Annotated in this window: 15 protein-coding genes; 6 read left to right on the forward strand and 9 right to left on the reverse strand. The window is 73.3% G+C overall.

The features are described 5' to 3' along the window. Window positions 1–106: 106 nt before the first annotated feature. The 5 genes from ACWCPM_RS02240 to ACWCPM_RS02260 all read left to right on the forward strand — a co-directional run bounded on the left by ACWCPM_RS02240 (window position 107) and on the right by ACWCPM_RS02260 (window position 9,945). Entirely contained in the window at window positions 107–2,554 is a 2,448-nt protein-coding gene (locus ACWCPM_RS02240; RefSeq protein ID WP_450974223.1) for a SpoIIE family protein phosphatase, read from the forward strand. Between the two features lie 327 nt (window positions 2,555–2,881). Further along, window positions 2,882–3,676: an alpha/beta hydrolase gene (locus tag ACWCPM_RS02245; protein ID WP_450974224.1), complete on the forward strand. Its 795-nt coding sequence runs from the start codon at window positions 2,882–2,884 to the stop codon at window positions 3,674–3,676. A gap of 428 nt (window positions 3,677–4,104) precedes the next feature. Beyond that, on the forward strand, window positions 4,105–8,082 hold the full coding sequence (locus ACWCPM_RS02250) for an NACHT and WD repeat domain-containing protein (RefSeq protein WP_450974225.1): 3,978 nt from the start codon (window positions 4,105–4,107) through the stop codon (window positions 8,080–8,082). Window positions 8,083–8,383: 301 nt separating this feature from the next. Next, window positions 8,384–9,172 carry a GntR family transcriptional regulator gene (locus ACWCPM_RS02255; RefSeq protein ID WP_450974226.1) on the forward strand — a complete coding sequence of 263 codons (789 nt, stop codon included), beginning with the start codon at window positions 8,384–8,386 and terminating at the stop codon, window positions 9,170–9,172. Further along, window positions 9,169–9,945 carry a glycosyltransferase family 2 protein gene (locus ACWCPM_RS02260; protein ID WP_450974227.1) on the forward strand — a complete coding sequence of 259 codons (777 nt, stop codon included), beginning with the start codon at window positions 9,169–9,171 and terminating at the stop codon, window positions 9,943–9,945. The genes ACWCPM_RS02255 and ACWCPM_RS02260 overlap by 4 nt, the downstream gene beginning before the upstream one ends. Before the next feature lie 37 nt (window positions 9,946–9,982). On the opposite strand, the gene ACWCPM_RS02265 is transcribed toward ACWCPM_RS02260, so the two are convergent. The 7 genes from ACWCPM_RS02265 to ACWCPM_RS02295 form a co-directional block, all read right to left on the reverse strand. Next, window positions 9,983–10,339, reverse strand: coding sequence for a VOC family protein (locus tag ACWCPM_RS02265; RefSeq protein ID WP_450974228.1), 357 nt, complete (start codon window positions 10,337–10,339; stop codon window positions 9,983–9,985). Between the two features lie 62 nt (window positions 10,340–10,401). Continuing rightward, window positions 10,402–11,334: an FkbM family methyltransferase gene (locus ACWCPM_RS02270; RefSeq protein ID WP_450974229.1), complete on the reverse strand. Its 933-nt coding sequence runs from the start codon at window positions 11,332–11,334 to the stop codon at window positions 10,402–10,404. Continuing rightward, the gene (locus ACWCPM_RS02275) at window positions 11,331–11,543 is read right to left on the reverse strand and encodes a ferredoxin (RefSeq protein ID WP_450974230.1); all 213 of its coding nucleotides are present in this window, start codon (window positions 11,541–11,543) and stop codon (window positions 11,331–11,333) included. Before ACWCPM_RS02275 ends, ACWCPM_RS02270 begins: the two co-directional genes overlap by 4 nt. A 101-nt stretch (window positions 11,544–11,644) precedes the next feature. Further along, entirely contained in the window at window positions 11,645–12,067 is a 423-nt protein-coding gene (locus tag ACWCPM_RS02280) for a hypothetical protein (protein WP_450974231.1), read from the reverse strand. Window positions 12,068–12,248: 181 nt separating this feature from the next. Next, window positions 12,249–12,950, reverse strand: coding sequence for a TIGR03943 family putative permease subunit (locus ACWCPM_RS02285; RefSeq protein WP_450974232.1), 702 nt, complete (start codon window positions 12,948–12,950; stop codon window positions 12,249–12,251). Beyond that, a complete protein-coding gene (locus ACWCPM_RS02290; protein ID WP_450974382.1) occupies window positions 12,947–13,888 on the reverse strand; it encodes a permease in 942 nt (313 codons plus the stop codon). The genes ACWCPM_RS02285 and ACWCPM_RS02290 overlap by 4 nt, the downstream gene beginning before the upstream one ends. Before the next feature lie 513 nt (window positions 13,889–14,401). After that, complete coding sequence (locus ACWCPM_RS02295) at window positions 14,402–16,231, reverse strand: prolyl oligopeptidase family serine peptidase (protein ID WP_450974233.1); 1,830 nt, start codon at window positions 16,229–16,231, stop codon at window positions 14,402–14,404. A gap of 112 nt (window positions 16,232–16,343) precedes the next feature. Here ACWCPM_RS02295 and ACWCPM_RS02300 point away from each other — a divergent pair, with 112 nt between their 5' ends. Then, entirely contained in the window at window positions 16,344–17,174 is an 831-nt protein-coding gene (locus ACWCPM_RS02300) for an SURF1 family protein (RefSeq protein WP_450974234.1), read from the forward strand. On the opposite strand, the gene ACWCPM_RS02305 is transcribed toward ACWCPM_RS02300, so the two are convergent. Further along, the gene (locus ACWCPM_RS02305) at window positions 17,144–18,202 is read right to left on the reverse strand and encodes a hypothetical protein (RefSeq protein WP_450974235.1); all 1,059 of its coding nucleotides are present in this window, start codon (window positions 18,200–18,202) and stop codon (window positions 17,144–17,146) included. The genes ACWCPM_RS02300 and ACWCPM_RS02305 overlap by 31 nt on opposite strands. A gap of 143 nt (window positions 18,203–18,345) precedes the next feature. Beyond that, window positions 18,346–18,942, reverse strand: a complete 597-nt coding sequence (locus ACWCPM_RS02310; RefSeq protein WP_450974383.1) for a SigE family RNA polymerase sigma factor — start codon at window positions 18,940–18,942, stop codon at window positions 18,346–18,348. Window positions 18,943–18,947: the final 5 nt, after the last annotated feature.

Genomic DNA, 18,947 nt, shown 5'->3' on the forward strand with positions numbered 1-18,947 from the left:
ATGGGATTTTTCGGATATTCAGTCCCGTGCCGTCTACGCCCGGCGATTCGAGGACGGCATTCCTATGACCGCCATCACCAATGACATGGTGACCATTGGTAAGCAGATGAGTACGTACGAGGTGTCCGAGTCCGCGGTCGCGCTGTTCGACGAGCAGGGGATCGTGATCGCCTGGACGCGGGCCGCCGAGCGGCTCGTCGGGTACTGCGCGCGGGAGGCCGTCGGCCGGTCCGCGGGATTCGTACTGCCGTCCTTCGGCAGCTCACCGACGATGTCCGCGTTCATCGAGCAGAGCCGTGCCCGGACCGGCTGGTCGGGGGTGACCTCGGTGCGCCACCGGGACGGCCAGGTGCTCGACGTCAGTCTGCGGACCTCGATGCTGCGGGGACCGGACGGAACGGCGTGGCTCCTTTCGATGAGTGACGCCGGGACGTTGTCCGGGGAGTCGATGAGCGGGCTGGTGCGGGGATCACTTCTGACCCGGGCGCCGATCGGCGTCGTCATTCGTGATCCGCAGATGCGGGGCGTCTGGGTGAACGACACGATGGAGCGCCACGACGGCATCCCCCGTGAGCAGCGGCTCGGGCACCGGCTCACCGACGCGCTTCCCGGCGCCAAGGCCGAGGCGTTCGAGGCGGTGATGCGGCAGGTGCTGGCGAACGGCGCCAGCAAGGTCCACGAGTACCGGACATGGCTGCCGACGAGCCTCGGCCCGGAGCACCCGTTCGCGGTGTCGTTCTCCTGCCTCCTGGGCGCCGACGGTGAGGCCCTGGGGGGGTGCACCCTCAGCGTGGACGTCATCGAGTGCCAGCTGGCGCGCGAGCGCCTCCTCACCTTCAGCCAGGCCGGCGCGCGTCTCGGCAGGACCCTGGACGTGAAGCAGACCAGTCAGGAACTGGCGGATCTGGCCGTGCCGTTGTTCGCGGACTTCGTCGCCGTGGACCTGGAGCATTCGGTCCTGGTGGGCGAGGGGGCCCCGGTCCGTATCGGCTCGGTGCACGACCGGCTTCCCGTCTTCCGACGTGTCGGCATGGCCTCGGTCCGTCAGGGCATCCCGGAATCGGTCTGGGCCCGCGGTGAGCACGTCGACCTGCCGCCCATCTCGCCCTTCACCGAGGTCTTCCGCACCGGGAAGCCGTACCTGGAGCCGATCCTGGACACCGCGCCAGGCACCTGGACCGAGCAGGACTCCGTGCTGACGCAACGTATCCGTGAGCACGGCATGCATTCCGCGATGGTGGTGCCCATCCGCGTGCGGCAGGTTCTGCTGGGCGTGGCGCTGTTCGTCCGCACCAAGGACCCGGTGCCGTTCCAGAAGATCGATCTGATGCTGGCGGAAGAACTCGTCGGCCGCGCCGCGCTGTCGTTGGACAACGCGCGCCAGTACACACGCAAGCAGACCGCGGCACTCGCGCTCCAGCGCAACCTGCTCCCGCACCGGCTCAGGGGAGGCTCGGCGGTCGAGGCGGTCTCGCGCTACCAGCCCGCCGAACTCGACAACGGCGTCGGAGGCGACTGGTTCGACGTGATCCCGCTGTCCGGCGCACGGGTGGGCCTCGTCATCGGCGACGTGGCCGGACACGGCATCAACGCGGCGGCGACCATGGGCCGGCTCCGCACCGCCGTCCACACGCTCGCCGACATCGGGCTGCCCCCGGGCGACCTGCTGGCCCGTCTCGACGACACGGTCCAGCGACTGGCGGAGGAGGACGCCGAGGCGCCCGACCACACCCCCGCCGTCGTGGGCGCCACCTGCCTGTACGCCGTGTACGACCCGGTCACCCGGCAGTGCACCATGGCACGCGCCGGGCATCCCCCGCCCGCGATCGTCGACCCGCAGGGCGGCGTCACTTTCCCCGACCTTCCCACCGGAGCCCCGCTCGGCACCGGGCTGGGAGTCCCCTTCGAGACCGTGGAGCTGGAACTGCCCGAGGGGAGCCTCATAGCCCTGTACACGGACGGCGTGATCGAGTCCCGCGAACACGACATCGACGAGGGGATGCAGCGCCTCGGCGCGGCCCTCGCGCAACCGGACCGGTCCCTGGACGACCTCTGCACCCGCGCGATGGAGCCCTTCGAGGACCAGGCGGCGCGCGACGACGTCACCCTGCTGCTCGTCCGCACCCGCTCGCTGAGCCCGGACCAGGTCGCCTCCTGGACGCTCCCCGGTAACCAGGCCGCCGTCCGCCTCGCCCGGAACCTGGCGTCGCGTCAGCTCACCACATGGGGGCTGGAATGCGTCGAGGACGCGACGAGGCTGATCGTCAGCGAACTGGTCACCAACGCCGTGCGCCACAGCACCGGCACGATCCAGCTACGGCTGATCCAGCACGAGTCCCTGACGGTGGAAGTGACCGACACCGACACCGGCACCCCGCGGATGCGCAGCGCGCGCACCGTCGACGAGAACGGCCGCGGCCTGTTCCTGGTCTCCCAGCTGTCCCACACATGGGGCTCCCACCCGATATCGGGCGGGAAGGTCGTCTGGGCCGAACAGGACCTCGCCCCGGCGGTCGCGGAGCAGCCGGAGCGCGTGCTGCTTCGCGCGAGCTGATCGAGAAGCGGCTTCCGCGAACGGCTCCGCGGACGGCTTCAGCGAACGGCTCCGCGAACGGCTTCCGCGCATGTGCCCGCGAGGCAATTCTCCCCGGCGAGTGTCACATCCTCCGTTCTGCTCGGTCCATGAGTCGGAGCGGAACACCGGGACAGCGGCCTTCACCGCCCGGCCCAGGGATCCCTCCGACGAGTCCCGGCGAAGGTGCGCTCCGGGACGGCCGCTGCTCTCCCCCTACTCCTCCCGTACGTGATCGCACCACGTCGTCCCGGCCGCGGACGGTGAATCCCCCGCACACCTCGGCCCGTCCCCCCAAGGAGCACACTCATGCAACCCGACACCATCGTCCTCGTCCACGGCTTCTGGGTGACGCCGCGGGCCTGGGAGAGCTGGATCGCCCACTACGAGGACCGGGGCTTCCGGGTCGTCGCGCCGTCGTACCCCGGATTCGAGGTGGAGGTCGAGGCCCTCAACGCCGACCCGGCCCCGATCCGGGCCGTGACCGTTCCGGCGATCATGTCCGGCCTGGAGAAACTGATCCGGGGCCTGAACCGGCCGCCGATCATCATGGGGCACTCCGCCGGGGGTGTGTTCACCCAGATACTCATGGACCGCGGCCTCGGCGCGGCGGGAGTGGTGATGAACTCCGCGCCCGTCGAGGGCGTGCCGGTCGTGCCGCTGTCCCAGATCCGGTCCCTGTTCCCCGTCCTGAAGAAGCCGGGCAACCGGCACCGCGCCGTCGGACTGGACTTCGGCCAGTGGCGGTACGCCTTCACGAACACGTTCTCCGAGAACGAGGCCCGCGCCGCCTACGAGCGGTACCACATCCCCGCGCCGGGCAGCATCGTGTGGAGCAGCGCGGAGGCCAACCTCCGCCCGGGCCGCTCCGAGACCTACGTGAACTTCCGCAACGGCGAACGGGCACCGCTGCTGTTCCTCGCCGGCGAGTACGACCACCTCATGCCGCCCAAGGTCCAGAAGTCCAACGCCAAGCACTACAAGGGGGAGGACACCACCACCGAGGTCAAGGTGTTCCCCGGCCGCTCCCATCTGATGCCCGCCCAGGAGGGCTGGCAGGAGATCGCCGACTACGCCCTCGACTGGGCGCTCTCCCACTGCTGAGCGCCCGTTCGAACGGAGGCACGAGCCCGTACGCGTCACTCGCGTACGGGCCGCACGGCTTGGGTAGGAGCCGGGCATGATCTTGAGCGGCATTGAGCAACGTCGTTCGGCACCGGTCCCTCCCCACGTGGAGACCGGTGCCGAACGACGCGCGCAGTGGGACTCAGGCTCGGACGGCGGGACCGTCGCCGCCGTCCGCGGACATCACGGAAGTTGTCCCAGAACATACGGCGGCGTGAGGTGCCTCTTCGAGCACTGAGCTGGTGACCTGCCCGGGCGGCGTGCGGGTGGTGCCCTGCTGGGTCGTGATCCTGCCATTCCGGGCCGCCGTCGAGGAGGCTCCGGTGTCCGGACGACGGCTTCTGCGCAGGTCAGCCGTATAAGGTGAGTTTTCCGGTCCGGATGGCCAAGAGAGGCGGAAGGAAGGGGTGGGGACCTTGGGCTCGGACTCAGGGGCACGCACGGCCTTCGCGGAACGTCTCGCGCTGCTCTACAAGGAGGCCGGCAACCCTCCCCTGAAGAGCGTGTCCGAGGCCGTCGTCCGGCTGAAGCGGGTCGACGAACGGGGGCGCGCCGTACGGGTCTCCGCGCAGCGGATCAGCGACTGGCGCCGCGCGAAGAACGTACCGGCCCACTTCGCCGCGCTCGCGGCCGTGCTGCAGGTGCTGATTCCGCACGCCCGGCGGGAGCGGCCCGTGCCGGTCTCCGCCGGACTCTACGACATGGGCCGGTGGCAGCGCCTCTGGGAGCGCGCGATGGCCGACCCGATCGCCGAGCGCGCGGCCGGCGGGGTGCCGGGCCCGGACGAGGACGACGGCACGCCCGCGGAGGGCGCGCCCGACGTGCCGGGCGGGGTGTGCCCGTACCGGGGGCTGGCCTCCTACCGTCAGCAGGACGCGCCGTGGTTCTTCGGGCGGGAGCGGAGCACGGACGCCCTGGCCGCCCAACTGCGCGCCGCGGAGCGCACCGGCGGTCCCGTCATGCTCGTCGGCGCGTCCGGTGCGGGGAAGTCCTCGCTGCTGAACGCCGGGCTGGTGCCCGCCCTTCGGGCCGGCGAGAGCCGTGAGGTGGTCCAACTGGTGCCGGGGGCCGACCCGTTGGCGGAGCTGACCCGCCGTATACCCGAACTCGCGGCGGTGGTCTCGGCGGCGGAGCCCGGTGCCCCCGGGTTCCCGGACGCCGTGCGGGCGGCCGTCGCCGCGTGGGCGCCGGGCGGTGCCCGGCCGGTCGTCATCGTCGACCAGTTCGAGGAGACCTTCACCCTCTGCTCCGACGAGACCGTCCGGCGCACGTTCATCCAGCTCCTGCACCACGCCGCCTCCTCCGCGGGGCCCGGTGAACCGGCCCCCGTCCTCGTCGTCCTCGGCGTCCGCGCCGACTTCTACGAGCAGTGCCTGTCCCACCCCGAACTGGCCGACGCCCTGCAGCACCGGCACATGGTGCTCGGGCCGCTCACCGCCGCCGAGTTGCGCGAGGCGGTGACCGGCCCCGCCAAGGCCGCGGGGCTGGAACTGGAGCCCGGACTCGCGGAGCTGATCGTCCGCGAGGTGAGTTCCGACGGGCCGCGCGGGGCGCACGACGCGGGCGCGCTGCCGCTGCTGTCACACGCGCTGCTCGCCACCTGGCAGCGGCGCAAGGGCGGCCGGCTGACGCCGGCCGGGTACCGCGCGGCGGGCGGCATCCAGGGGGCGGTGGCGGCGACCGCCGAACAGGCCTGGTCACGGCTCGACCCGGCCGCGCGCACGGCCGCGCGGCTGCTTCTGCTGCGGCTGGTCCGGCTCGGCGAGGACACCCAGGCGACCCGGCGGCGGGGCACGCGACGGCAGCTCGCGAAGGAGTCCGCGGACCCCGGCAAGACGGAGGAGTCACTGGAGGAACTGGTCCGCGCCCGGCTGGTGACGCTGGACGCGGAGACCGTGGAGATCACCCACGAGGCGCTGCTGCACGCCTGGCCCCGGCTGCGCGACTGGATCGACGAGGACCGGGGCGGCAACCTGCTGCGCCAGCGCCTGGAGGAGGACGGCCGGGCCTGGGAGGCGAGCCACCGCGACACCGCCCTGCTGTACCGGGGTTCGCGGCTGGAACACGCCTGCTCCTGGGCGCAGTCCGCCGGTGACACCCTACTGAACCGCAGCGCGGTCGACTTCCTGGCCGCCTCGACCCGGCTGCGCCGGCGCACGGTGTGGATGCGCCGGGGCGCGGTGGCGGCGCTGGTCGCGCTGGCGGTGCTCGCCGTCGGGTCGGCCGTGGTGGCGTGGCAGCAGCGGGACGACGCGGTGTTCGCGCAGGTGCTCGCCGAGGCCGACCGCGTCCAGTACACCGACCCGTCGCTCTCCGCCCAACTCGACCTGGTCGCCCATCGGCTGCGCCCCGACGACGAGGGCACCACGAACCGGCTGGTGTCGATCGTCAACGCGCCGCTGGCCACCCCGCTGCTCGGCCACACCGGCGCCGTCTACCTGACGACCTTCAGTCCCGATGGCGGGCTCCTGGCCACCGCGAGCTACGACCGCACGGTGCGCCTGTGGGACGTGGCGGACCCACAACGCCCGCGCCCCCTCGGCAAGCCCCTGGCCGCGCACTCGAGCTGGGTGAGCACCGCCGTCTTCAGCCCGGACGGCCGCACCCTCGCCAGCGCCTCGGACGACGGCACCGTCCGGCTGTGGGACATCGGCGACCCCCGTCACCCGCGTCCGCTCGGCGCGCCCCTCACCGGCCACGACGGCACGATCTACCTGCTCGCCTTCAGCCCGGACGGCCGGACCCTCGCCGCCGCGACGGAGGACCGGGCCGTACGGCTGTGGAACGTGGCCGACCCGGGCCGGCCGAGCCCGCTCGGCGCTCTCACCGGCCACACCGCCGCCGTCCGTTCGGTCGCCTTCAGCCCCGACGGGCGGACCCTGGCGTCGGGCGGCGACGACACCACGGTGCGGCTCTGGGACATGACCGACCGGCGCCGTCCCGACCCTCTCGGCGCACCGCTGACCGGCCACCGGGCCCTCGTCCACTCCGTCGCCTTCAGCCCCGACGGCCGCACCCTCGCCAGCGGCAGCGCCGACGACACCGTCCAGCTGTGGGACGTGGGCGGCGAGGACGGCCCGGCGCCGCTCGGCGCGCCGCTCACCGGGCACACCGGGCCCGTGTGGTCGGTGGCGTTCACCCCGGACAGCTCGTTGCTCGCCGTCGCCAGCGCGGACAGCACGGCGAGCCTGTGGGACGTCGGCAATCCGGCGTTCCCGTCGCAGGTCGGTGAGCCGCTCGCCGGCAGCAGCGGCGAGATGTACGCGCTCGGCTTCAGTCCCGACGGCCGCACCCTCGCCACCGGCACCGGCGACAACAAGGTCCGTCTGTGGTCCATACCGACCTCGGACATGCTCGGGCGGATCGGGGTGTTCCGCCCGGACGGGCGGGTGCTCGCCACAGCGGCGCGCGACCAGCGGATCCGACTGTGGGACGTCCGGGAGCCTCGGCGGCCGGTGCTGCTGGGCAAGCCGTTCCTGCCCGTCGAGGGCGACGTCCGCACGGCGGTGTTCGCCCCCGACGGACGCACCCTCGCGGTACTGACCGGCAGCCGCACGGTGCGGCTGTGGAACGTCACCGACCCGGACCGGCCGGTCGCCCACGGCCCGCCCCTGCGGCTGCGCACCCGCTACGCCGGGCCCGAGGCGCTGGCGTACAGCCCCGACGGACGCACCCTCGCCACCGCGTACGACGACCGCACCATCCAGCTCTGGGACATCGCCGACCCGTCCGGGCCCCGCCGCCTGGGCGAACCGCTGACCGGCCACACCGGCTACGTCAACGCCCTCGCCTTCAGCCCCGACGGCCGCACCCTCGCCAGCGGCGGCGCCGACACCACCGTCCGCCTCTGGGAGGTGTCCGGTACCCGCCCCGCCACCCCGCTCGGTGCCGCGTTGCGGGGCCATCTCGGTCCCGTCAACACGCTCGCCTACAGCCCCGACGGACGGACGCTGGCCAGCGGCAGCGACGACAACACGGTCGGGCTCTGGGGGGTCGGCGACCCGCTGCGGGCCGAGCGGCTCGGGTCCCCGCTCAGCGGGCACACCGAGGCGGTCGTGTCGCTGACGTTCCGCCGGGACGGGCGCACGCTCGCCAGCGGCGGCAACGACGACACGGTCCGCCTCTGGGACGTCGGCCGCCCCTCCACCGCCACGCCCATCGGGCAGTCGCTGAGCCCCAACGCCAAGACCGGCAATTTCCTCTCCTTCAGCCCCAACAGCCGTCTGCTCGGCGTGTCGAGCGGCGCGGGGACGGTAAGGCTGTGGGACCTCAACGTGGACGACGCGGTGAAGCAGATCTGTTCCACCACACGGGGGGTGCTGACGCCCGAGAAGTGGCATGAATATCTGCCACGGCTGTCCTACGAACCGCCCTGCCCGGAGTGATCCGCGTCACAGCGCCTCGCCGCACCTCATCAGTCGGGTCCCGCGGCGCCATCCGCCTTGTTAGTCTTGGCCACAGCCCGATCGCTGGTGCATCCCCCGTCGCCAGCGATCGGGCGTTCTCGTTCGCCGGTGCCACCGCGTGACCTCGCACGGCGTTCCGGATTCCGCACGCCGGCCCGAGCGCCTTGCGGTGACGGCCACCTCGGTTTCGGCGATGCCGCTCCCCTGTTTCCCCCCGCATCCGAGCCATACGGCCGATCCAGCTCAGCAAGACCTCATGAGGAGCCCTACGCTGACGCATATGCCGAAAGCGTACGAAGTGATCGCGGACGACATCCGCCGGTCCATCCGCGAGGGCGAACGCAGGCCCGGCGACCGGCTGCCGGCGGAGACGGAACTGGCCGAGCGGTACCGGCGCAGTGTGCCGACGGTCCAGAGCGCGCTGCGGCTGCTGAGCGAGGAAGGTCTCATCGACAAGCGGCACGGCCTCGGCAACTTCGTCCGCCGCCCCCGTACGCTCGCGGTCCGCGACAACCGGCGCCACCAGTGGGAGAAGGACCGCGCCCGCCAACCGCTGAACCGGCGGGCGGCGACCGGCGCGACGGAACGTGAAACCGGCCTCGGTCTCGAGGACCTGGTCTTCCAGGCGCGCTATCGCGAGGTCAAGGCGTCCACGGAGCTGGCGGAGGGGTTCGGCGTGCCCGAGCGGACCGTCCTGCTGGAACGCACCTACCGCACGAGGTGCGCGGCGGAGACCGCGCCCTTCAGCCTCGTCACGTCCTACCTGGTCCGTGACGTGATCGCCGCGAACCCCGCCCTCCTGGACGAGGGCAACGAGCCCTGGCCCGGCGGCACCCAGAACCAACTGCACACCGTCGGCATCGAGGTGGACCGGATCGAGGAGCGCTTCACGGCCCGTCCGCCGACCCCGGAGGAGGCCGCCGAGCTGGACCTGCCGCCGGGGACCTCGGTGATCCTGCTGCACAAGCGGTCGTACGACATCGAGGGCCGGGTGGTGGACATCACCGACGTCACGCTGCCCGGCGACCGCACCGAGCTGCTCTTCACGACGTCCCTGGAAAGGTGGTGAGCGCTGCCGTGACCGGGCAGGTCGCCGTCGTCACCGCCGTCCACCCGCCGTCGGCCCGCTTCCTGCCCGACGCCTACAAGTCGCTGTGCGAGCAGCGGCTGCCGGAGGGCTGGGAGTGGCGCTGGGTGATCCAGGAGGACGGCGGTTCGCAGGACGTCCGTCCGTATGTGCCCGAGGACGAGCGGGTGACGTTCCGTCAAGGGCGGCGCGGCGGGCCCGGGGTGGCGCGCACGATCGCGCTGGCGCGGGCGAGCGGCGAGTACGTGAAGGTCCTGGACGCCGACGACCAGCTGGCGCCGGGTGTGCTGGCCCGCGATCTGGCGGTGCTGGAGGCCGACCCGGGCATCGGGTGGGCAACGTCGCGGGTGCTGGACCTGTGGCCGGACGGCTCGACGGCCGGCTTCCCGGGCGATCCGCCGGGCGGGCCGATCGAGCGGGGCGACGTGCTCGGCTTCTGGAAGGCGAACGGCTTCCGCGCGCCGGTCCACCCGGCGTCCCTCTTCGTGCGCCGGGAGCTGCTGGTTGCGCTCGGCGGCTGGATGGCGCTGCCCGCGTCCGAGGACACGGGACTGCTGCTGGCACTGAACGCGGTGAGCCGGGGGTGGTTCTCGGCGGAGGTGGGGCTCCTCTACCGGAAGTGGGAGGGCCAGGTGACGGGCCAGGCCCCGCACGTCGACCCCGGCGAGCGGGCGGCGCGGATGGCGGTGGCGGAGGCACGGGCGCTGGCACTGGCGGAGTTCGGCTGGAGGTATCCGGCGAACGGCGTGGCGTAGCCGCCGGCCCTCGCCCGGACGGGCACCGGCGGGCCGTTCAGGACGGGCCGCCGATCTCCTGGGCGAGGGTGACGACGTTTCCGGACGGGTCGTTGGCCGCGGCGACGCGATAGCGGGCGTCGGAGGTCTCCTGGACCGCCCCGAGGTCCAGGCCCCGCTCCGCGACGAGCCGGACCTCGTCGGCGACGTCCTCGACGGCCAGCGTCAGCATGGCGGAGCCCGCGCGGTCAGGCTCGTGCAGCAGCTGGATGGCGCCGCCCCGGGTGACCTCCCATTCCGCCAGCCCGCTCAGGGGGTCGCGGTCCGCCGGGCGGCCCCAGAGCCGCTCGTACCAGGCGCGGGCCGCTGCGAAGTCGGCGACGGGAATCACGGCGTAGACGGTCCTGATGGCCACGATGGGCACCCCTTTCATCCGTTTTCGCACCCTACTCAGTGCCCGTCGGATGTCGGCGGATGTCAGGGCAGCGCCTCGGCGTCCGTGCGCGAAAAGACCAGGTCGCTCTCCTCGGTGACCGGGGCCCGCCACCGCAGGGGCACCCGGTGGGGAGCGACGAGCGCGGGCGGATAGCTCGCGGGGTCGTAGTCGTTGGCCAGGCGGTAGGCGTGGAAGCCCGCTCGGGCCATGGTCTCCAGCAAGTCCTCGGCGCTGTCCCCGAGCGCGGCCATCCGCGCGGGCGTCACCTCGACCGTGATCTCCGCATCGGGCCGCAGCCGGCCCAGCAGGGGCGCGAGGCCCCGCACGACGGCTCCCTCCGCCCCCTCGACGTCGATCTTGATCACCCGGGCGCGTTCCAGCTCGCCCGGCGCGAGCAGTTCGGGAAGCGGAGCGGCGTCGACGTCGAAGACGGCCTCGGCGGGGCCGTCGTAGGGGACGACGCTGTTCGCGCCCGTGTTGCGCGAGCCGGCCAGGGTGAAGCTCAGTTTCCCGCGGCGGTCCGAGGCGGCGGCGTTGACGGCGCGGACGGTGCGGCAGCCGTTGAGCCGCACATGCCGCTCCAGGCGCCGGTGGCAGACGGGGGACGCCTCGACCGCCACGACCCGGCCCGTCTCCCCGACGAGCCGTGCGGCCAGGACGCTGAAGACCCCGATGTGGGCGCCGACGTCGACGAAGCAGTCACCGGGTCCGAGGCGACCGCGCAGCCAGCCGGTCAGATGGGGTTCCCAGGTGCCGAAGAGGTAGAGGTAGCGCTGTATCAGGTCCTCGGTGTCGACCGCGAAACGGGCGCCCGAGCGCGTCTCGACGACCCGTCGGCGCGGGTGGTCCCGCAGGTAGGGGTTCAGCACGCGCGCGGCGAGGGCCGCCTTGCCGAGGGTGCCGGGGGCGTGCCGTACGTAGCGGCTGCCGAGGGTGATCAGGGCTTCCGTGGCCGTGCCGCGACGACGGCTCATCCGGCCGGCGGGCCGAGGCGCTGTTCGGTGACCGTGATGGCCTGGGACGGGCAGCCCTCGACGGCCTTGTGGACCTCGGGCTCGCCCCCTCCGTCATCACGCCCCGGGACGATCGCGCCGTAGCCGTCCACCAGCATGAAGACGGAGGGGACCCGGTACGCGCAGTCGCCGGAGCCGTAGCAGCGCTCGGGGTCGACGGAGAGCTTCATTCCCACTCCAGACGCCTTCGGCCCGCGGGCCGGCGGGCGGATCGGAACCGACACCTACGTCCCTTCCCTGCCCGTCGGACCCGCCGCCGAACCGGAGGTGCCTACTCGGCGGCGCGCGTCAGCCAGTCGGCGACCGTGCGGACGGTCGTCTCGTCGAGCCGGTCCACGACGGCCCGTACGGCCGTCTCGTCGTCCGGGGCGAGGTCGTGGAGTCCGGCGCGGTTCAACGCGGCGAGGAGCACCTGGTGGCGGCGGTCGGTCAGGCGCTCGGTGAGCTTCGAGGGCTGCGCGGCGGTCCCGGAGCGCGGCTCGGGTGCGGGTACGGGGGCGGGGGCGGCCCGCCCGGCGGCGGACGCGTCGATCCGCTGCCAGGCGCCGTCCTTCGGGCCCCACAGCGAGACGACCGGATCCTGGCCGCGGGCCCGCAGGGTCTGGGTCATCTCCCCCATGGCGTACTGCACGGGGACCTGGTACGGCGACTCCGCGCCGATCCGCCAGGACGCGGAGGACGGCTCGTAGAACATCGCGACCCAGCGTGGAGCGCCCGTCGGCTGCGGGCTCTGAGGACGTGACGGCACTGGACATCACCCCTTCGGCATCGGCAGCTCGGACCATAACTGACGAGGCGTCAGATATCCAGGGCGGTCGGCACGACGCGGGACGGGACCCGGGCGTCGGCGAAGGGGGTCGCGGGCACCTCCCCGCTCAGCTGTTCCAGCTCTCGTCGTACGGGTCGGCGGGCGCCGGGACCGGCTCCGCCGTCGTGACCTCGATGAACGGGACGGGACCGCCGCCCACCGGGTCGCGGGTCCGTTTCGGGATATAGGTGCCGGTGATCTCCAGCCAGGTGTCCGGCTGCAGCACCGGCGGGACACGGCCGGCCAGCCCGATCTTCACCGGCTGGGCGTCCGCGGCGCAGCAGTTGAGCGTCATACGGACCAGGTACGGGGTGCCGGCCCGGTCCATCGCCACGAATCCCGTGATCCTGACCCGGCGATCGCGCAGGGAGCGGCCGTTCTCGTACACCGCCCGGCCCGCGTAGTCGACGACGGCCAGGCGGACGGGGTCGCCGGAGGGCAGCGGGGCGAAGGCCGGGGGCCGTTGCAGCGCCGTTCCGGCGCGCATCGCGCTGTACGAGCCGAGGGCCGGCGGGGCGATCAGGACCAACGCGAGGACCGGCAGGAGCAGGAGCCAGGCGACGCGCGGTTCGTGGTGGGGAACGGGACGCGCCCGCCGGCGCTCGTAGCGGACCGTCGCCACCGCCGCCGCGACCAGCACGACCCCCGCCACCAGCAGCAGGGGCCGCAGCCCCGCCTTCACGTAACGCAGCGACAGGTCCGTGGCGCCCGCGTGCAGCAGTGACACCCCGAGAAGGCACAGCACGGCGGCCTGCGCGTGCCGGTTCACAGCAGCACCGCCCCGGTCAGCACGGACACACCGACGGCGACGGCGAAGGTCGCCGGGGCGAAGCGGAGGGCGAAGCCGCGGCCGAACGTGCCCGCCTGCATGGCGAACAGCTTCAGATCGACCATCGGCCCCACCACGAGGAACGCCAGCCGCGCCGTGGGCGAGAACTGCGTCAGCGAGGCCGCCACGAACGCGTCCGCCTCCGAGCAGATCGACAGCAGCACGGCGAGCACCGCCAGGGCCAGCACCGCGACCACCGGGTTGTCCGCCGCTGCCCGCAGCCACTCCTCGGGCACGACCGCCTTCAGCGTCGCGGCCGCCATCGCGCCGATCACCAGGAACCCGCCCGCGTGCATCACGTCGTGCCGCACCGATCCCCAGAACGCCGCTCCCCTGCCCTGGCCCTCGTAGGAGGGACGCGCCGGAGGGCGCAGCCAGTCGGCGCGGCCCAGCCGCTGCCACAGCCACCCCATCGCGCAGGCCACGGCCAGGCTCGCGACGAACCGGGCGGCCACCATCTCCGGTTGCCCGGGGAAGGCGACCGCCGTCGCGGTCAGCACGACCGGGTTGATCGCGGGCGCGGCGAGCAGAAAGGTCAGCGCCGCCGCCGGGGCGACTCCCCGCCGGATCAGCGCCCCCGCCACCGGCACCGAGGCGCACTCGCAGCCGGGGACGACCGCTCCGGCCAGCCCCGCCACCGGTACGGCGGCGGCGGGCCGGGCCGGCAGCGCACGGGCGAAGACGGACGCCGGGACGAACACGGCGACCGCCGCCGACAGCAGCACGCCGAGCACCAGGAACGGCAGCGCCTGCACGACCACCGCGACGAACACCGTCGTCCAGCTCTGCATCACCGGCGCCGACAGCGCGCGGCGGATCGGTGCCTGGCCGAGCAGCAGCAGGAGCACGGTGACGGTGAGGACCAGCGGGGAACTCAGGTGCCAGCCGTCTTCCTTGCCGGCGGCGGGCGGTGCCGGCGTCGTCCGCGGCGTCGGGTCCGTCGACCGGGACGGGGGCGTCGGCGGCGGCTCGGGAAGGGTGACGGCCACGGGTGGGGTCCTCCGTTGCGCGGGGTGGCTCCCCTTCGATACGGCCGCTGCGGAACGGGCGTTCAATCCGTTGCCGGAACCATCCTCGCGGCGCGCCCGGCGGCCACGGGCCGCGCGGCCGTCTCGGAGCTCGTCCGGGAACTGCCGCCCGCCTCTGTGCCGCGCGCCGAGGACCGCGTGGTCCTGGCGGCGACCCGCCGCGGCCTCGCGGAACTCCTGGGCCGCAGACGCCGGGAGCGAACGGGGGCGTACGGCTCCGGGAGGCTCTCTCCGGGCCCAGCAGGGCGGATGGCGCGGGATGCTGGGCCCGGAAGAGAGACCTCACCGGGGAACGCCGCGGACGGCTGGACATCACGTCCGGCTGGACGCCCTGTCCGGCTGGACGTCACCTCCCGGTGGACGTCACTTCCCGGCAGCCGCCTTCAGGTGGCGCTCGGCGAAGTCCAGTTCCAGCCGCACCTGCTTGATGCGCTCGTCGACGACCAGCGAGCCGTGCCCCGCGTCGTAGCGGTAGACCTCGTGGACCGCGTCACGTGCCCGGAGGCGCTTGACGTAGTTCTCGATCTGGCGGATGGGGCAGCGCGGGTCGTTGACGCCGGCGGAGATGTAGACCGGCGCCTCGACCCGGTCGACGTACGTCAGCGGCGAGGACGCCTCGAAGCGCTCCGGGACCTCCTCCGGGGTGCCGCCGAGCAGCGTGCGGTCCATGGCCTTCAGGGCCTCCATCTCGTCGTGGTACGCGGTGACGTAGTCCGCCACCGGGACCGCGGCGATGCCCATCGTCCACGCGTCGGGCTGGACGCCGAGGCCGAGGAGCGTGAGGTAGCCGCCCCAGGAACCGCCGGTCAGGATCAGCCGGTCCGGGTCCGCGAGCCCCGAGCCGATCGCCCACTCACGGACCGCCGCGATGTCCTCCAGCTCGATCAGGCCGACCCGGTGCTTCAGGGCGTCCGTCCAGGCCCGCCCGTAGCCCGTCGAGCCCCGGTAGTTGACCCGGACGACCGCGTAGCCGTGGTCGACCCAGGCAGCCGGGCCCGCGGCGAACGAGTCGCTGTCGTGCCAGGTCGGGCCGCCGTGGATGTCGAAGACCGTCGGCAGCGGTCCCGTGGCCCCCGCCGGCTTCTGCACGAGTGCGTGGATCCGGCCCCCGGGACCCTCCACCCACACGTCCTCCACCGGCACCGAGCCCGGCGACTTCATGCCCGGCGGGTCGAGCACCACACCGCCCGTCGTGGAGCGCACGGACGACGGCTGTGCCGCCGACGACCACAGGTACTCCACGCTGCCGTCGGGCCGGGCCGTCGCCCCCGACACCGTGCCGGTCGGGGTCGGGATCCGCACCAGCTCGCGCGTGCCCAGGTCGTAGCGGAAGAGTTCGCCGCGCGCCTCGTGGCTGTGCCCGATCAGCAGGCCCGAGCCGTCCGGGTACCACTCGGCGCTCACGTCGCCGGGCAGTTCCAGCGCCAGGTCGGTCTCCTCGCCCGTGGCGATGTCCCAGACCAGCGGCTCCCAGCGGCCGCGCCGCTGGTGCCCGATCAGCAGCCGCGTGTCCCCGTCGACCGGCGCGAAGCCGAGGACCTCCAGGCCCAGCTCGACCGTGCCGCCCTTGGTGTCGTCGAGCTCGGCGACCGGCGTGCCGTCGGGGCGCAGTACACGCAGCGCGGAGTGCATGGCGTCGCCGTGCTCGGTGTGCTCGACGGCGATCAGCGAACCGTCACGGGAGAGGTCGCCCACGCCCGCGGACTCACGGTGCCGGTAGATCTCGACCGGCGCCTCGCCCGCGCGCGCGAGATGGATGGTCGTGCCGTCCTCGTCGGTGGAGCGTCCCACCACCGCCGTGCGCCCGTCCCGGCCGAGCGCGAGGCCCGCCGGGTAGGACGGATCGAGTCCCGGCACGGCCAGCTCGTCCTCCCCGCCCGTGAAGGGCTGGCGGCGCCACACGCCGAACTCGTCGCCGTCCTTGTCGTCGAACCACCAGATCCACGCGCCGTCCGGGGAGAGCAGTCCGTCCGTCGTGCCGTTCGGCCGGTTCGTCACCTGGCGCTGCTCACCCGTCGCGCGATCCCAGGCGTACAGCTCGTACGTCCCCGTCGCGTTGGACACGAACAGGGAGCGGTCGGGGGCGTCCTCCGCCCAGTCGGGCAGTGACACCCGCGGCGCCCGGAAGCGCTTCTCCCAGTTCGGCATGGCCTCGCGCCGCTCGGGCGAGGGGGACCCGTTGCTCTCAGTCATGACCCCATACTGCCCGCCCCGGCCCGGATCCCGCTCCCGAGGTCCCCAGCCTGTGGATAACTTCGGCACCCCGCGCCCTCGTCCGCCCCGCGCCCCCCGTACCTTTAGGGGCGTGTACCGGTTTCTGCTGACGCCCCGATGGTGGGGGATCAACGTCTTCGTGCTGCTCGCCATCCCCTTCTGCGTCTTCATGGGGTCCTGGCAGCTGAGCCGGTTCGAGGCACGCGTGGAGAATCACCGCAGCGCCGAGGAGCAGGCCGCCACGGACGGGCAGCAGGCCGCCCGCCCGCTGGAGGAGCTGCTGCCCGTCGACAAGGAGACCTCCGGCGACCCGACGACCGTCGGCGGCCGGTACGGCGAGCAGCTGCTCGTCCCGGACCGGGAGCTGGACGGCGAGCGGGGCTACTACGTGCTGACGCTGCTGCGCACCGACGGCGGCAAGGCCCTGCCCGTGGTGCGGGGCTGGCTGCCCGGTGAGCCCGGCGCCGCCGAGGTGCCGGTCCCGCCCCGCGGCGAGGTGACGGTCACCGGCGCGCTCCAGGCTTCGGAGCACCCCGGCGAGAACGGCGTCAGCGGGCGGACCGGGCTGCCGGCCGGCCAGACCGCGGCGATCAGCGCGGCCTCGCTGGTGAACCTCGTGCCGTACGACCTCTACGACGCCTGGGTCACGCTCGACGAGGGCGACTCGGGCATGAGGGCCGTACCGGTGGGCACGGCCCCGGACACCGGGCTCGACCTCAAGGCGTTCCAGAACCTGGGGTACACCGGCGAGTGGTTCGTCTTCGCCGGGTTCGTGGTGTTCATGTGGTTCCGGTTGTTCCGCCGCGAGGTGGAGTTCGTCCGCGACGGCGAGATGGGGCTGTCGGCCGAGGACACCGCCCCGGCCACCGCCCCCGCGACCTCCTCGGACGCCTACGGGACGGGCAGCACGCCCGTGCGGTAGACCGTCCCCGCGCAGGCGTTCGGCACCGTCGCCGAGACCGTCGGCGCTCCGGCCTCCGCCGTGTAGGTGGCGACGACGCTTCCGTCCTTCGTGCCGTCCTCGGTCATCAGCTGCGCGGAGGCGCCCGCGTCGCCGTTCGCGGAGCTTCCCGACGTCGTCGTCCCGGGGCCGTCCGTCGGCGTCGGATCGGGCGAGGGACCACCGGTCTCGCCGCCGTTGTCACCGCCCGGGTCGGTCGGGCAGGTCTCCGACGGCACCCAGGCGAACCGCACCTCGTAGGCCGCGCCCGGCTCCAGCACCAGCTGCGGGATCTCCAGGGCCGGGTCGGGCAGGCCGCCCGCCGCGTCGCCCGCGGTGTGCGCGGCGACGCTGATCCTGGCCGCGTCCGCCGCGCCCTGCGCGAGCGGGGTCACCGCGCCGGCGCCGCCGACCGTACAGCCGGCGGCGGAGACGTTGGTGATCCGGAACGTGCCGTACACCGTCCCGGCGGCGTCGGGGAGTTCGGCGGTCGCGGTGGCCGAGCCGAGCTGGGCCGCCGTGCAGATCGGTGTGGTGACCGCGCTGGTCGCGGACGGGTAGACGCCTTCCGTGCTGTCGTCGACGACTCCGCTGCTCGGGGACGCGGTGCCGCCCTCGTCGTCCTTCTCGGAACTGGTCGTGCCCGGGTCCTGGGCCGCGCCCGTGGAACCTCCGGAGCCGCCGCCCGTGCCCTCGGTGCCGCTGCCCTCACCCGCGCTGCCCTGCGTCTGCGACCCATGACCGGCGATCGAGGGGTTGGCGTCCGGGCCGGTGGAGTGGGAGACGTGCACCAGCGCGGGCACGGCGGTGCACACGAAGAGCGCGGCAGCCGCCATGCCGACGGCCGCCTGCCGCTTGCGCGCCCGGCGTGCGGGCACGGCCCGGCGCAGATGGTCCAGCGTGCCGTCGCGCGGTTCCATCTCCTGCACCGCCTGGTGCAGCAACCGGCGCAGTGCCGGCTCGTCCGAGTCGAACCCGTCGGGGCTCTGGTCGTCGAGGCCGTGGTTCACAGTTCCGTTCCCAGCGTGCGGTTGCTTCGGATCCTGCTCGTGCGCCTCGGTGGGCTCACGCAAGATATCGGATGAGGAGTCGTCGGACGCCCCGGGCGCCCGGCCCCACCGCGCGGGCTCTCCCCGCTCACGAGGCTCCCTCGTCATGCCGGCGCCTCCATCGCTATCCGCAGCGCGGCGATGCCCCGCGAGCCGTACGCCTTCACCGAGCCCAGCGAGATGCCGAGCGTCTCGGCGACCTGGGCCTCGGTCATGTCCGCGAAGTAGCGCAGGACCAGGACCTCGCGCTGCCGGCGCTGCAACCCCTTCATCGCCTTGATGAGGGAGTCCCGCTCCAGCTGGTCGTACGCCCCCTCCTCGGCGCTCGCCATGTCCGGCATCGGCTTGGAGAGGAGCTTCAGGCCGAGGATGCGGCGGCGCAGCGCGGAGCGCGAGAGGTTGACGACCGTCTGGCGCAGATAGGCGAGGGTCTTCTCGGGGTCGCGGACGCGTTTGCGGGCGGAGTGGACGCGGATGAACGCCTCCTGGACGACGTCCTCGCAGGAGGCCGTGTCGTCGAGGAGGAGCGCGGCGAGACCGAGCAGCGAACGGTAGTGCGTTCGGTAGGTCTCGGTGAGGTGGTCGACGGTGGTGCCGGCCGCCGCGGCGTCGTCGGCACCGTCACGCTGACCGGGGACGCGGGCGGGCCGCGCTGCGGGCATGGGCGCGATCACCGGGATGCCGCCGGACGAGCCGGGCATACGGG

The organism is Streptomyces sp. NPDC002309 (assembly GCF_053593375.1).